Origin of the sequence: Thermus tengchongensis, assembly GCF_021462405.1 — a bacterium.
Taxonomy (GTDB): Bacteria; Deinococcota; Deinococci; order Deinococcales; family Thermaceae; genus Thermus; species Thermus tengchongensis.
Window position 1 is genome coordinate 218,541 of record NZ_JAKEDU010000002.1, and the last position, 13,050, is coordinate 231,590.

Consider the following 13,050-nt stretch of genomic DNA (forward strand, 5'->3'; position numbering starts at 1 on the left):
CGGCCCAGGGCTAGCCCTGGGCCGGAAGGCTTGTGGAGCTAAGCTTCCACCTGCAGGCTAGCGGGGTCCAGGTTGGTGTAGACGTGTTGCACGTCGTCCAGGTCCTCCAGGGCCTCCACCAGGCGCATGACCTTGGCGGCCTCCTCAGGAGGCAGGGCCACGGTGTTCTGGGGATGCTGCACCACCTCCACCGCCTCCACGGGGATGCCCCGCGCCTTTAGCTCCTCGGCCATGCGGTAGGCCTCGGCGGGGTCGGTGTAGATGGTGAGGCTTTCCCCTTCCTCCTCGAGGTCCAAGGCCCCTAGTTCAATGGCTGCCTCTTGCGCCGCCTCGGAGTTCGCAGAGACGATCACCCCTTTGCGCTCAAACTGCCAGGCCACGCTGCCACTGGCCCCCAGGGAGCCCCCGTATTTGTTGAACACGTGGCGCACCTCTCCGGCGGTCCGGTTGCGGTTGTCGGTGAGGGCGTAGACCAAAAGGGCCACACCCCCTGGGGCGTATCCCTCGTAGACGATCTCCTCGTACTGCTCGGCCCCGTCCCCGCCGCCTTGCAGCTTTTGCAGGAGGCGCTCGATGTTTTCCATGGGGACATCGTCGGCGCGGGCGGCTTCAATGGCGTTGCGAAGCTGGACGTTGGCCTCCGGGTAGGGGCTTCCTCCCGCTCGCGCTGCCGCCTGGATGGCCCGTAGGTGCTTGGAGATGATCTTGCCGCGTTTGAGGTCGTTGGCGGCTTTTTTGCGCTTGATCTGTGCCCACTTGCTATGACCGGCCATGGCTCACCTCACCCATTATAGCCAGCCTTTCCAGCACCTTCTCCGCCAGGCGTTCCCCGGCCTCGCGGAAGGGGTGGAAGAGGAGGGTGACGCCAGCGGCCTCCAGAACGGGGTCTTCTTCCAGGTGGAAGCTGGTGGCGGCCAGGATCCCCTTAAAGCCCCGCTCCTTCAGCCAGCGGGCGGCGAGGACCTTGGCCTCGAGGTCCGGCAGGGCCAGGACCACTGCCTTAAGCCCTGTAAGGTCCAGACGTTCCCAGAGCTCGGGGTCCTCCGCATCCCCGTAGAGGACCCTCCGCCCCTTGTTCTGATGGCGGGCCACCTTCTCGGGGTCGGCGTCCAGGCCCACGGGGCGTTCCCCCCTGGCCTCCAGGATGCGGTAGACGGCACCCCCGGTGCGCCCCATGCCCACGATGAGCACCGTGGCCCCTTCCAGGCGCTCGGGTTCCTGGTCGGGGTGGAGCATTTTGCGCTCCAGGGGAAGGAGGCGGGCCTCGAGGAGCTTGTAAAGGCTATGGCTGTACCGGGCTAAGGGTGCGGAAATCGCCATGGAAAGGGCCACCAGAAGGGCTAGGGTGGAAAGGCTATGAGGGAGAAGCCCTGCCCGTTCCAGCACGACCCCCACGATGAGGGCAAACTCCGAGTAGTTCCCCAGGTACATGCTGCTCACAAAGGCGGTGCGGGCCCGGAGCCCAAGGAGGAGAAAGAGGCCGAAGAAAAGAGGGGGTTTGATCAGGGCGAGAAGGAGGAAGGCCAGGACCAGCCCAGCCTCCGCACCCCTTATCCCCTCCCTGAGCCCTATGTCTAGGAAAAAGGCCACTAGAAAGGCTTCCTTTAGGCTCCAAAGCCCCTTGGCCATCTCCCCTCCCTTTTCGTGGCCCGAGAGGAGGATTCCCATGATTAAGGCTCCCAGTTCCGGGGACAGGCCCACCTGGCGGAAGCCCTCACCTCCCAGCAGGGCAAGGCCCAGGCCGAAGAGCACGAGTAGCTCGTCGTGACCGCTTTTTTCCAGAAGCCAGGCCACGGCAAACCTGAGAAGGGGCAGGAGGAGAACCAGCCCTACCCAGGGGCTTATTTGGTTCTCGCCATACAGGGTGATGAGGCCCACCGCCACCAGGTCCTGCAGGACCAGGATGCCCACGCTGAGGCGGCCGTGGTAGGTGGTGAGTTCCTTCTTGTCCTCGAGGACCTTCACCACCAGCACGGTGCTGGAAAAGGCCAGGGCTAGGGCCAGGGGAAGGTTTCCCAGGAGGAAAAGGGCCAGGAGGGCGAAGAACAGGAAGTGGAGCCCACCTGCCACCAGGACTCGAGGCTCCAAGAGGTCCTGGAAGCGGAGCTTTAATCCCACAGTGAAAAGCAGCAGGAGAACGCCGATCTCCGCCGCATGGTGCAGGAATTCGGTTTCTCTCAGACCCAGTCCATGAAGGGCAAAGCCTGCCCCCAAATAGCCCACCAAGGGGGGAAGCCCCAGGCGGCTGGCCAGTAGACCCAGGGCGAAGGCGGCGGCCACCCAAAGGGCTTCCATGGGTTCCAGGGTAGCAAAGAACCCAAAACACGGCGAGCTTTACCCTGCCGTGTTTCTACACCTACCCCTTCACTTTTGCTCGGCCAAGGCTTTATCCAGGAGGTTTTTCCACTCCTCGTAGCTCAGAAAACCGGTGTGCTTTTCCCCACCGATGAAGAAGGTGGGGGTACCGGTGAGGCCCAGGTCCGTGGCCAGCTTCTGGTCGGCCAGGACCCCCTCGCGGTGCTTATTGGAGGAAAGGCACTGGCTAAAGGCGTTCTCGTCCAGCCCCATCTGCCCCGCCAGGTCCACCAAGTAGCGGTCGAGCACGCTCCCCTGGAGGTTCCCCCAGCTGGAGGCGGCCCGGAAGAGAACCTCGTGGTACTCGTAGTAACGCCCTTGGTCGGCGGCACAGGCGGCGGCCTCGCTGGCCCGGATCACGTGGGCCTGGCCGGGGAAGGGGAAGTCGCGGAAGAGGTAGCGCACCTTACCGGTGTCGATGTACTCGGCTTTCAGTCGGGGGAGGACGTTTAAAGCGTGGTTCTGGCAGTGGGGGCAGAGGTAGTTGGAAAAGTCCACCACCACCACGGGGGCGTTGGGGGCGCCCAGGGCAAAGCGGGCACCTTGGGCGGGGTCTAGCCCGGCTTTCCCCTTGGGACCCCAAAGGATCCAGCCCAGGCCGAGAAGGGCCAGAGCCACCCCTACGAGAACTATAGTGCGTTGCATGGCTTTACTCTACCATCCTCCCGGTGAGAGACCCTGAGAGAGGCCCCCTTAGCCCCGGTAGGGGGACTGACGGGCCTCGCCCTCCGGGGTGAGGTAGAAGGGGTTCGCATCGGTGGAGACCATGGTTTCCGTTTCCACTGCCTCCTGGATGTCCTTGGGCAGGACGAACATGGCCTCCAGGTAGGGGGCGGAGAGGTGGCGCAGGGCGAGGTTCCGCTCCCGGATGCGGGCCTCGATGACCCCTTCGGAGAAGGCCGCGGGGTCAAAGGCATCCGAGGCCAGGAGGAAGCCAAAGTTCAGGAAGAAGCCGGGGATGTGGTTCTTGTAGCTCCGCACGTAGCGGAAAGCCTCCCGCACCGTGCGGTGGACCACCGGATGCACGCGGTGGTGGGTGAGCATGATCATGCCCGCCTGCATGCCCATGATCCCGCCCGGGTTCAGGTGGGCCTTCACCAGGCGGTAAAACTCCACCGTGTAGAGAAGCCTTGCGGGATTGTCCTCCCCCACGGGGTCCGTGAGGTCGATGATGATGACATCGTACGTGTCCTGGGTGCGCTCCAGGTAAGCCCGGGCGTCGTCGATGATCAGGACCGTTCGGGGATCCTCGAAGGCTCCCTGGTGCCATTCGGGCATGTGGCGCTTGGCCACCTCCACCAGCTCCCCGTCGATGTCCACCATGATCGCCCGTTCCACGGTGGGGTGCTTAAGCACCTCCCGCAAGGTGGCTCCTTCTCCGCCTCCCACGATGAGCACGGTCCTGGGCTCGGGGTGGGAGAGCATGGCCGGGTGGACCAGGGTTTCGTGGTAAACGTACTCGTCTCTTTCCGTGCTTTGTACGTCCTTATCCAGGACCAGCACCTTGCCGAAGCCCTGGGTTTCAAAGAGAAAGTAGTCCTGGTACTGGGTGCGGCCGGCGGCGATTACCCTTTCCATGCGCCGCACCATGGTTTCGTAAGGGGTGATGTGCTCAAAAAAGTACATGCCGTAGTCCATAGCCTCAACCTCCTTGCTGGCCGCCGAAGGCCCGGCGCTTGATGGCGTGTTCCGTTCCCCTCCAGTAGCGGAAGGCCGATTCCTCCTTGGCCCCGAAGGCCCGGGAGAGCCCCTTCAGGACCTCCTCAGGGTCCACTCCATCCCGATAGAAGTAGAGGTCCAAGGTGGCGGAGGCGTTGTCCTCAGGCCAGGTGTGGATCATCACCGCGGCCACCGGGCTCACCACCGCCGCCGAGAGCCCCTGGGGATGAAACTTGTACACCACCGACTGGGCCGAACCCCTGGGTGCCCCCAGGCGCATCACCGCGTCCAGGAGGGCCGCCTCCACCATCCTGGGGTTCTCCAGCACGTCCAGATCGCAGCCGTAGATCTCCGCCACCCAGCGCCCGCCCGGCACCGTTTCCACAAAGGGCCATCATAGCACAGCCCTAGCCGAAGAAGTCCTTGAGCTGGTCCTTGGTGATGAGGACCTCCCGCGGCTTGGAGCCCTTGGAGGGTCCCACGATGCCCATGGCCTCGAGGGCGTCCATCAGCTTTCCGGCCCGGGCGTGGCCGATGGAAAGGCGGCGTTGCAGACGGCTTACGGAGCCGTAGCCCTCCTCCACCACGATCTCCGCCGCCTTCCTGAGAAGGGGATCCGAGAAGTCCACCTCGCCGGGGCCCGTGCCCTCCGGCCCCTTGGGGGGCTCAAAGTCCTGGCCGTAGGCCTCGGCGAAGCGGTCCTCGTAACTCTGGCCCCTGAGGAAGCCGGCGAGGCGCCCTACTTCCTCCTCGGATAGGTAGGGTACCTGCAGGCGCACGGGCTTGGTGAGCCCGGGCTGGTAGAAGAGGGCGTCCCCCTGGCCGATGAGCTTTTCCGCCCCCTGGGTGTCCAGGATGGTGCGGGAATCGAAGCCGCTGGACACGGCAAAGGCCAAGCGGGCGGGGATGTTCACCTTGATGAGGGAGGTGAGGATGTCCACGCTGGGCCGCTGGGTGGCGAGGATGAGGTGCATGCCCGTGGCCCTGCTCATCTGGGCCAGGCGCAAAATGGCGGATTCCACCTCCTTGGGGGCGGTCATCATCAGGTCGGCCAGCTCGTCCACCACGATGATCAGGTAGGGAAGGGTTTCCCCGCCCTCCCGTTCCATCTTGGCGTTGTACTGCTCCAGGTTCCTGGCCCCTACGCCGCTTAGGAGCCGGTAGCGCCGCTCCATGTGGGCCACCGCCCCCTGCAGGACCCCTGCCGCCTCCTCGGGGCTCGTCACCACGGGGCGCACCAGGTGGGGGATGCCCTCGTAGGGGGTGAGCTCCACCATCTTGGGGTCGATGAGGAGGAGGCGCAAGGAGGTGGGGAGGTGCTTGAAGAGGAGGCTGGCGATGAGGACGTTGATGGCCACGCTCTTGCCGCTTCCCGTGGAGCCGGCGATGAGGAGGTGGGGCATCTTGGCGAGATCCCTCACCCAGATCTCCCCCTCGATGCTCTTGCCCAGGACCAGGGGTAGAAGGGCCTTGGCGTTTTGGAAGGCAGGGGAGAGGACGGCCTCGGAAAAGCGCACCAGCTCCCTTTTGGGGTTGGGCACCTCCAGGCCCACGGTGTTTTTCCCAGGGATGGGGGCCTCGATGCGCACCGCCCCCACCGCCAGGGCCCGGGCCAGGTCGTTCTGCAGGCTCTGGATGCGGCTGATCTTCTCCCCGGGGGCAGGCAGAAGCTCGTAGCGGATCACCGAGGGCCCGCGGGCATGGCCCACCACCTCCGCCTGCACCCCGAAGTGGCGGAGGGTGTCGCCGATGGTGCGCTTCAGCCGTTCCACCTCCTCTTCCAAGCCCCGGGCGGTTCCCTTGGGCTCCGGGGGGTCCAGGAGGTCCGGGGTGGGGAGGGCCAGGGCCGTGCTCTGGGGACGGGAGCGGGGCGGTGAAGGGAGGTCCGGCTGGATCTGGGCTGGGGAAGGTTCGGGGAAGACCAGGTCCAGGTCAAAGGGTTCCGGTTCAGGGACAGCGGGTGGGGGAGAAACCATGGGCGGGGGATTCCCCGTCAGCAGGGCCCTAAGCCCTTCGGCCTGGGCCTCGGGGTGGCGGGAGAGGAAGGAAAGCCAGGAGGAAAGCGCCTCGTGGCGGTTCTCCAGGTCCTGGACCAGGCCAGCCAGCTTCTCCCAGCGGGCCTTGCGCTCCTCCCTGAGCCTTAGCCCCTGCACCAGTCCCCCCACGGTGGCCCGGGGGGTGGGGATGGCGTGGAGGGCCTTCAGGCGGGCCAGGAGGGCTTGGGCCTCGAGGTGAAGGGCTGCCCGCCGTTCCTCCAGGGCATCCCGCAAGGGACCTTCTCCGGGCACGGGGGCTTTCAGGCCTTGGAGAAGGGATTGGAGCCGGGGTTCCAGGGGCCTTTGGTCCTCTTCCATCTGCCGCTTCAGCTCGGCGGCCCGTTCCTTCAGGAACTCCCTTAAAGCCTTTTCCACCCCCGGGAGTTCTGCGGGGGAGAGGTTCTGCGCCAGGGCCTTTAGGGCGGTGTGGTCGGGATAGATGCGGGCCAGGGCAGCCATTCTTCGCCTGAGGACAAGGGTTTTCAGGCGGTGGCGGGTCCACCGCACCCCTTCCACCCCTAGGCGGAGGCCGGTGAAGAGGAGGTGGAGAGGCGGCTTGCGGCGCCAGAGGTCCAGGACCACGGAGGCCAGCAGGAGGGGAAGGAGGAGGCCCAAGGCCCCTGCCTTGGCTTCCAGGAAGGAGTGCGCTTCCTCGCCCATCTGGCCCGAAAGGGGTTGCCCCAGGAGGGGAAGGAGGGCAAAGGCCAGGAGGTAAAGGAAAAGAAGGTGGCGAAGAAGGGGCTTTAGGGGCTTGTTCCGGAAGAGGAAGGTCCCTAGGAGGAAAAGGCTTGGCGGAAGGAGGTAGGCGGGTAGACCCAGGGCCTGGTAGAAGGTCTCCCGGAGGAAGGACCCGAAGACCCCTGTGGGCAAGGGCAGAAGGGGAGCGGAAAAGAAGACCGCCGCCCCCAAGGCCACGGTACCCAGGGCCTCGAGGTCGCGGTTTCGGCTGGGCCTGGCCGGCTTCCGCTTCGCCATCGGAAGGATTATAACCTTCGGGCGGGCGGGCTAAAGGAAAGACCCCGGGGGGCTTCCCCTCGGGGTCCAGGGCTCAGGCTAGCGTCGCAACTCCCTCTTCACGGCCTCGGTCAGGTCCGTGTCCTCATCGGCGTAGACCACCAGCCCCGACTGGGCGGCCACCTGGCGGCTCATGACCACGGCGAAGCCCTGGGCCTTGGCCACCTTGGCGATGGCCTGGTCCACCTCCTCCAGGATGGGCTTGAGCACCGGATTCTGCCGGTCCTGCCATTTCTTCAGGGTATCCTGGTAGGTCTTGAGGAGGGCCTCGTAGTCCTGGCGCTCCTTGGCCGTGGCCTGGCCCGAACGGATCTTTTGGTCCAGGGGCTTGAGCTTTTCCTCCAGGGGAGCCAGCTCCTTGCGGGCCTGGGCCTGGAGGTCCTGGACCTTTTTGTAGTCGGGGTGGGCCTGCACCAGGGCATCGGCGTCCACAAAGCCCACCCGGGCGGCCACGTTCCGGTTCTGGGCCAGCATGGGGGTAAGGAGGGCGCCCAGGGCCAGGAGGAGGGCTGCTAGGGGAAAGCGCTTCATAGGAGAAAGCCTAAGGCCTTAGGGTGAAGGGTGCGTGAGAGAAGTCTCTCTATCGCTTTGCCCCGGGTTGGGGTACCATGCATGGCGGAGGTGGATTATGCGCAAAGTGCTTTGGGCGTTGGCGTTGTTGGCCTTAGGCACGGGAGCTTTTGCCCAGCGGGCGGTGTCCTTCCGCCTATCCTTGCCCCCGGCGGGGCTGGGATTGGGCCTCGAGGCGCCCCTGGAGCGCAACCTGGTCTTCCGCGGGTTTGCGGATCTCTTCCCTGGCGGACCCAGTTTCCTGGCGGCGGGCGAGGTTTTGTTCAAACCCGACCTGGGCCAGCTGGACCGGGACCTGCGGGGGATCAGGCCCTACTTCGGGGGTGGGCTTGGGGGGTACTTCGCCGCTGGGAGCGAAGTGGGGTTGCACCTCTCCTTGGGGGTGGAGTTCCTCCTGGATGCCCGCACGGGGATCTTTCTGGACGGGGAGTACTTTTACGCCTTTGGCGGAGGCCGGTTTGGCCGCACGGTTATAGGGGCCAACCTGCGCTAGAGGGACTTCCTTGTCCCCGCCAAAGTTTTGGCGGGGACATTTTTCTTCTTGCCCCAGGGTAGACTGGAAACCGGAGGTGAAGCCATGCTGGTCAGGGACTGGATGACCAAGGACCCCCTCACCGTGGCCCCGGATACCCCGGTGCTGGAAGCCATCAATCTTTTGAAGAACAAAGGTTTCCGGCGCTTGCCGGTGGTGAAGGACGGGAAGCTCATCGGCCTGGTCACCGACAAGGACCTCAAGGACGCCATGCCCTCCAAGGCCACCACCCTATCGGTCTGGGAGATGAACTACCTCCTCTCCAAGCTCACGGTGCAGGAGGTGATGGCCAAGCCCGTGATCACCGTGGAGGCCGACGCACCCCTGGAGAAGGCAGCCCTTTTGATGGAGGAGAAAAAGATCGGAGGCCTTCCGGTGATGGAGGGGGAGAAGCTGGTGGGCATCATCACCGTGACGGATGTCCTGAGGGCCTTTATTGAGGTATTGGGGCTGAGGATGGGGGGCCTGCGCATCACCGTGGACATCCCCGATGTACCCGGGGCCCTGGCCCAGATGGCCCGGGCGGTTCCCCCGGCCAACATCGTGTCCATCGCCACCGCTGCCCACCTAAACGGGTACCAGCGCCTGGTCCTGAGGGTGGTGGGGGAGGATGTGGAGGGTGTCCCTGACCGGCTTCGGGCCGCCGGGGAGCGGGTGGTGGACGTACGCCCTGGCTAAGTACCCCGTCGTGGCTTGCGCCACGACGGGGACCCCAGAGAGAGCCTGAGCAAAGGGCTTCGGCCCTTGTTGGCGAGGCAATCGCCCTGCGCAGGTTTAGGTTCCGTTGCGGTAGGCGGGGTAGGAGCCCAGCACCTTCAAGAAGGCGGCCCGCCGCAAGAGGCCCAGAAGGGCTTGGGCGGGGCCGGGGTCTTCCAGGTGGCCCTCGAGGTCCAGGTAGAAGAGGTAGCTGAAGGGCTTATCCCGCCTGGGGCGCGACTCCAGCTTGGTGAGGTTCACCCCAGCTTCAGCAAAGACCGTAAGGGCCTCCAAAAGCCCCCCGGGCCGGTGGCGCACGGCGAAGACGATGCTGGTCTTGTGGGGGCCTTCCCCTTTAGGGGCCTCCTCCCGCCCTATGACGAAGAACCGGGTGTAGTTGTGGGGGTAATCCTCAATGTTTTCCGCCAGCACCTTTAGGCCGTAAAGCTCCGCGGCCCGGCGGCTGGCGATGGCCCCCACCCCGGGCTCGGGGTTCTCCGAAAGGGACCGGGCTGCCCCTGCCGTGTCAAAAACGGGGATGGGCGTAAGGCGCATGCGGGCCAGGAAGCCGTCGCACTGGGCCAGGGCCTGGGGGTGGCTTTTGACCGCTTTGAGGTCTTTGAGCTCGGTGCCCTCGGGAGCGAGGAGGCAGTGCTCCACCCGGTGGATGATCTCCCCCACCACGTGGAGGTCGCTTTCGAGAAGCAGGTCGTAGGTCTGGTTGATGCTGCCTGCGGTGGTGTTCTCCACCGGCACCACCCCGAGCTGCGCTTCCCCTGCCTCCACCGCCTCGAAGACCTGGTGGAAGGTGGGAAAGCCTATGGGGGTGGAGCCGGGAAAGTTCCTAAGCAGGGCCTCCTCGCTGTAGGCTCCTTCCGTCCCCTGGAAGGCGATCCTCATGCCCTTCATCCTACTGCTTCCCCTAGACAGGGGAAAGGCGCCTCCCTTAGCATGGCCCTTGTGGCGCGGCTGCTCGTGGTGGACGATGACCCCCGCATCCGGCACCTGTTGGAGCTCCTCCTTTCCGGGGCTGGCCACCAGGTGGTGCTGGCGGATTCCGCCAAGGCGGCCCTGGAACACCTGCGCAAGGAAACCCCGGACCTGATCCTCTTGGACATCATGATGCCGGACATGGATGGCCTCACCCTTTTGGGGCGGATCCGGGCGGTGCGGCGCCTGGCCAAGGTGCCGGTGATCATGTTCACCGGGGGTGGCAAGGAGCTGGAGGGACCCAGCCGGGCCTTGGGGGCGGATCTCTTCCTGGAGAAGCCCGTTTCCGGACGCCGGCTCAAGGAGGTGGTGGAGAACCTTCTTGCCTGGGAAGGGTATGTGCTGCCCGGTGGGGAACGGGTGAATAGCCTCGAGGAGGTGGGTAGCCGCTTGCGGCACGCCTTGCCCGAGGAGGCCCGCTTCAAGCTCCTTTGGCGAAAGACGGCGAGCCGCCGTGCCCTTCTGCAAAACCTTTTGGCCAAAGGTTGGACTGAGGCCCTTTTGCGGCGCATCCTCCCCGGCGAATACGACCTTTATGACCTCCTCGGCCACCTGGCCTTCGGCTGGCCTTTGGTGCCCTTAAGGGAGCGGGCAGCCCGGGTGCAGGACCCCCGCTTGGCTTCCCACTTGGAGGCCTATCTGGAGGAGAAGCGGCTACCCCTGGAGGGGAATGGCCTTCTGGAAGAGCTGGCCCAGGCCCTGTACGCTTAGGGGGTGGCCGAACTTTTAGAGATCACCGATCCTGAGGCCTGGAACCGGATGGTTTCCAGCCTCCCCATCACTAGCGCCTTGCAGTCCTGGGGCTGGGGGGAGGTGAAGCGGCTTTCCGGCTGGGTGCCCAGGCGGCTGGCGGTTTACGGAAAGGAAGGGCTTCTGGGGGCGGCCCAGGTGCTGCTGCGCCCCCTGCCTGGGGGTCTGCGCCTGGCCTATGCCCCTAGGGGACCTGCCCTGGCCCGCCTCGAGGACCTGCCCCAGGTGGCCCGGGCCCTGGCCCAGGGGGTCCGGGGCACCCACCTGGTCCTCGAGCCCGAGGTGGGGTTGCCGGCGGAGGAACCTTCCCCCACCTTCCCCGGCCTCCTCCTCGAGGAGTCCATCCAGCCCGCCTATTCCCTATGGCTGGACCTCACCCAAGGGGAAGAAGCCCTCCTCAAGGGGATGAAGGAGATGCACCGCCGCAATGCCCGCCTGGCCCTCAAGCGCACGGAACTTGGAGTGGAGGGGGAGGAGGCCTTTTCCGAGTTCTTCCGCCTCTTCGAGGAGACCAACCGCCGGGCCAAGCTCCTGCAGCACGCCAAAGAGTACTACCAGGCGGTGCTCAGGGAGATGAACCAGCCCTATGGGGAGGCCTTCATCGCCTTGGCCCGTAAGGAGGGGGAGGCCTTGGCGGCGGGGCTTTTCGTGGCCTTCGCCGGTAAGGTGGACTACCTCTATGGGGGAAGCAGCCGTGCCCACCCCGAGGCCAAGGCGCCCATGGGCATGCACCTGGCGGCCATCCGCCACGCCCTTGGCCGCGGCTACCGCATCTACGACCTCTGGGGCGTGCCCAGGACCCCGGAGGGCAGCCACGCGGAGGGGATATGGCGGTTTAAGGAGGGGTTTGGGGGTAGGCGCGTCCACTTTCCCGCCTACACCCTGCCCCTTTCCCCCTTCTACCGTCCCTTGAAGCTCCTCCTGCGCCTGCGCAAAACCTGGGTGAACCTGCGGGTGCGGGGAAGTGCGCGGGATGTGTTGGGCTGAAAGGGCTTGCGGGTCTTGTCATCTTTCTCAAGGGGCCTTGGGTAAGGTGGGAGGGTGGTGCGGCTCCTCCTTCTCCTTGTTGTCGTCTTCGGTATGGTTTTTTGGTTCCTCCGGCCCCCGCCAAGGCCCTTGACCACGGAAAGCGTGCGCCTTAAAGGGGTGGAGTTCTACCTTTTCCCCGAGGAGGAGGGGGTGGAGTGGCGGTTCACCGCCCAGGAGATGGTGGAGGAGGGGGGGGTTTTCCGCATCCAGGGGGGGCTTGAGGGGGAACGCTATGTGGAGGACCGGCTGGACCTGCGTCTTTTCGCCCCCGAGGTGACGGTGGAGCCAGGGGACAACCTTCGGGCTCCTTTCGCCCGGGTGGAGATCCTGAAGGGATGCTTCCGCCTCCAGCTCTCCGCCCAGGGCGAGGGGGAGGTCCTCATCCGGCAGAAGGAGGGCTTTTTCGCCCCCTGGGTGCGGATCGAGGCCCCTAACCTTAGGGGAGAGGCCCAGGGCTTTCGCTCGGATTTCGGCATGGAGCGCATAGAAGCGGAAAACCCGCGGTTTGAGTTTCCCGCAGGTGGCACCTTTGGTCCTTGTACCGTGGAAGGAGGTAGCTCATGAGAAGGTGGGTTTGGTTGTCCCTTTTGGGTGTGGCCTTGGCCGCTTCCAGCGTCCGGGTAATCCAGGTGGAAGGGGGTCGGCTTTCGGGGGATCTGCGCTACGGCCCCTGGACCTTTGAGGGGGAGGTCAGGGGCCGGGTGAAGGACCTGGAGATCCGCGCCCCCAAGGCTATCCTCACCGCTCCCAAGGGCAAGACCATGCAGGAGGCAGAAGGGGAGCGGGAGGCCCGCTTTGAGGGCGGGGTGGTGGTGCGCCGGGGCCGGGTGGAGGCCCGAGGGCCCATCCTCGTGTACCGGGAGCGGACCGGGGAGGGGGAGCTTCTGGGCCCGGCCCGCATGCGCCAAGAGCCCAAGCCGGGGGAGGATCCGGTGGAGGTGGAGGCCAGCCGCATGGCCTTCCAGGTGGACACGGACACCTCCAGCAGCGAAAATGCCCTTCTCCGAAGCGGGAACCAGGAGGGGCGGGCGGCTTTGGTCTACTACGAGGAGGAAAAGGGCCTAGCGGTGTTTACCGATCCCAAGGAGGTGGTCCTCACCCGCAAGCGCAAGGACGGGGACCTGGTGATCCGGGCCAAGGAGGTGCGGAGCCTCACCGGACCCAAAAAGCTCATCGCCACCGGGGGGGTGCGGCTACAGGATGGGGATCTCGTGACCATAGGGGATAGCCTCTACTACGACGACACCACGGGGGAGGCCATCGTTTTGGGCAGGCCGGCGGTAAGCGAGAACAAGAAGGAAGGATTTAGGCTTTCCGGGAATACCCTCCAGCACAACGTGAACCGCCACCAGGTGCGGGTCTACGGTAAGGCCTTCCGCCTCCCGGTGGAGGAGTTCCGTAAGTTCTCGGAGAGGTAGG

Annotated in this window: 14 protein-coding genes; 6 read left to right on the forward strand and 8 right to left on the reverse strand. The window is 65.3% G+C overall.

The annotated features are described in order from the left end of the window. Positions 1–38: 38 nt before the first annotated feature. The 7 genes from L1087_RS03460 to L1087_RS03490 form a co-directional block, all read right to left on the reverse strand. Positions 39–773, reverse strand: a complete 735-nt coding sequence (locus tag L1087_RS03460) for a YebC/PmpR family DNA-binding transcriptional regulator (RefSeq protein WP_234554172.1) — start codon at positions 771–773, stop codon at positions 39–41. Beyond that, positions 760–2,295 carry a cation:proton antiporter family protein gene (locus tag L1087_RS03465; RefSeq protein ID WP_234557648.1) on the reverse strand — a complete coding sequence of 512 codons (1,536 nt, stop codon included), beginning with the start codon at positions 2,293–2,295 and terminating at the stop codon, positions 760–762. The genes L1087_RS03460 and L1087_RS03465 overlap by 14 nt, the downstream gene beginning before the upstream one ends. Before the next feature lie 69 nt (positions 2,296–2,364). Next, positions 2,365–3,000, reverse strand: a complete 636-nt coding sequence (locus L1087_RS03470) for a DsbA family protein (RefSeq protein WP_234557649.1) — start codon at positions 2,998–3,000, stop codon at positions 2,365–2,367. A gap of 48 nt (positions 3,001–3,048) precedes the next feature. Then, positions 3,049–3,993 (reverse strand): polyamine aminopropyltransferase, encoded by a 945-nt coding sequence (gene speE / locus L1087_RS03475; RefSeq protein WP_234557651.1) that lies wholly within the window; start codon positions 3,991–3,993, stop codon positions 3,049–3,051. A gap of 4 nt (positions 3,994–3,997) precedes the next feature. Continuing rightward, positions 3,998–4,399, reverse strand: coding sequence for an S-adenosylmethionine decarboxylase (gene speD, locus L1087_RS03480; protein ID WP_038041872.1), 402 nt, complete (start codon positions 4,397–4,399; stop codon positions 3,998–4,000). 22 nt (positions 4,400–4,421) lie between these two features. After that, positions 4,422–7,025 carry an FtsK/SpoIIIE family DNA translocase gene (locus tag L1087_RS03485; RefSeq protein ID WP_234557654.1) on the reverse strand — a complete coding sequence of 868 codons (2,604 nt, stop codon included), beginning with the start codon at positions 7,023–7,025 and terminating at the stop codon, positions 4,422–4,424. Positions 7,026–7,103: 78 nt separating this feature from the next. Beyond that, positions 7,104–7,595 carry an OmpH family outer membrane protein gene (locus L1087_RS03490; RefSeq protein ID WP_038041874.1) on the reverse strand — a complete coding sequence of 164 codons (492 nt, stop codon included), beginning with the start codon at positions 7,593–7,595 and terminating at the stop codon, positions 7,104–7,106. 97 nt (positions 7,596–7,692) lie between these two features. On the opposite strand from L1087_RS03490, the gene L1087_RS03495 reads away from it, so the two are divergent. Both L1087_RS03495 and L1087_RS03500 read left to right on the forward strand, forming a co-directional pair. Continuing rightward, positions 7,693–8,127, forward strand: a complete 435-nt coding sequence (locus L1087_RS03495) for a hypothetical protein (protein ID WP_135343599.1) — start codon at positions 7,693–7,695, stop codon at positions 8,125–8,127. A gap of 84 nt (positions 8,128–8,211) precedes the next feature. After that, complete coding sequence (locus L1087_RS03500; RefSeq protein ID WP_038041876.1) at positions 8,212–8,844, forward strand: CBS and ACT domain-containing protein; 633 nt, start codon at positions 8,212–8,214, stop codon at positions 8,842–8,844. 96 nt (positions 8,845–8,940) lie between these two features. Here the strand turns inward: L1087_RS03500 and pheA are convergent, their stop codons facing one another. Then, positions 8,941–9,762, reverse strand: a complete 822-nt coding sequence (pheA, locus tag L1087_RS03505) for a prephenate dehydratase (protein ID WP_167816989.1) — start codon at positions 9,760–9,762, stop codon at positions 8,941–8,943. 51 nt (positions 9,763–9,813) lie between these two features. Between pheA and L1087_RS03510 the strand changes: the two genes are divergently transcribed. Genes L1087_RS03510 through L1087_RS03525 form a run of 4 tightly spaced genes read left to right on the forward strand, consistent with a single transcriptional unit; the run spans position 9,814 to position 13,049 of the window. Beyond that, on the forward strand, positions 9,814–10,563 hold the full coding sequence (locus tag L1087_RS03510; protein ID WP_038041877.1) for a response regulator: 750 nt from the start codon (positions 9,814–9,816) through the stop codon (positions 10,561–10,563). Positions 10,564–10,566: 3 nt separating this feature from the next. Continuing rightward, entirely contained in the window at positions 10,567–11,589 is a 1,023-nt protein-coding gene (locus L1087_RS03515; protein ID WP_038041878.1) for a lipid II:glycine glycyltransferase FemX, read from the forward strand. A gap of 54 nt (positions 11,590–11,643) precedes the next feature. Continuing rightward, a complete protein-coding gene (locus tag L1087_RS03520) occupies positions 11,644–12,195 on the forward strand; it encodes a hypothetical protein (protein WP_386083303.1) in 552 nt (183 codons plus the stop codon). Beyond that, a complete protein-coding gene (locus L1087_RS03525; RefSeq protein ID WP_234557656.1) occupies positions 12,192–13,049 on the forward strand; it encodes an LptA/OstA family protein in 858 nt (285 codons plus the stop codon). Before L1087_RS03520 ends, L1087_RS03525 begins: the two co-directional genes overlap by 4 nt. Position 13,050 lies beyond the last annotated feature (1 nt).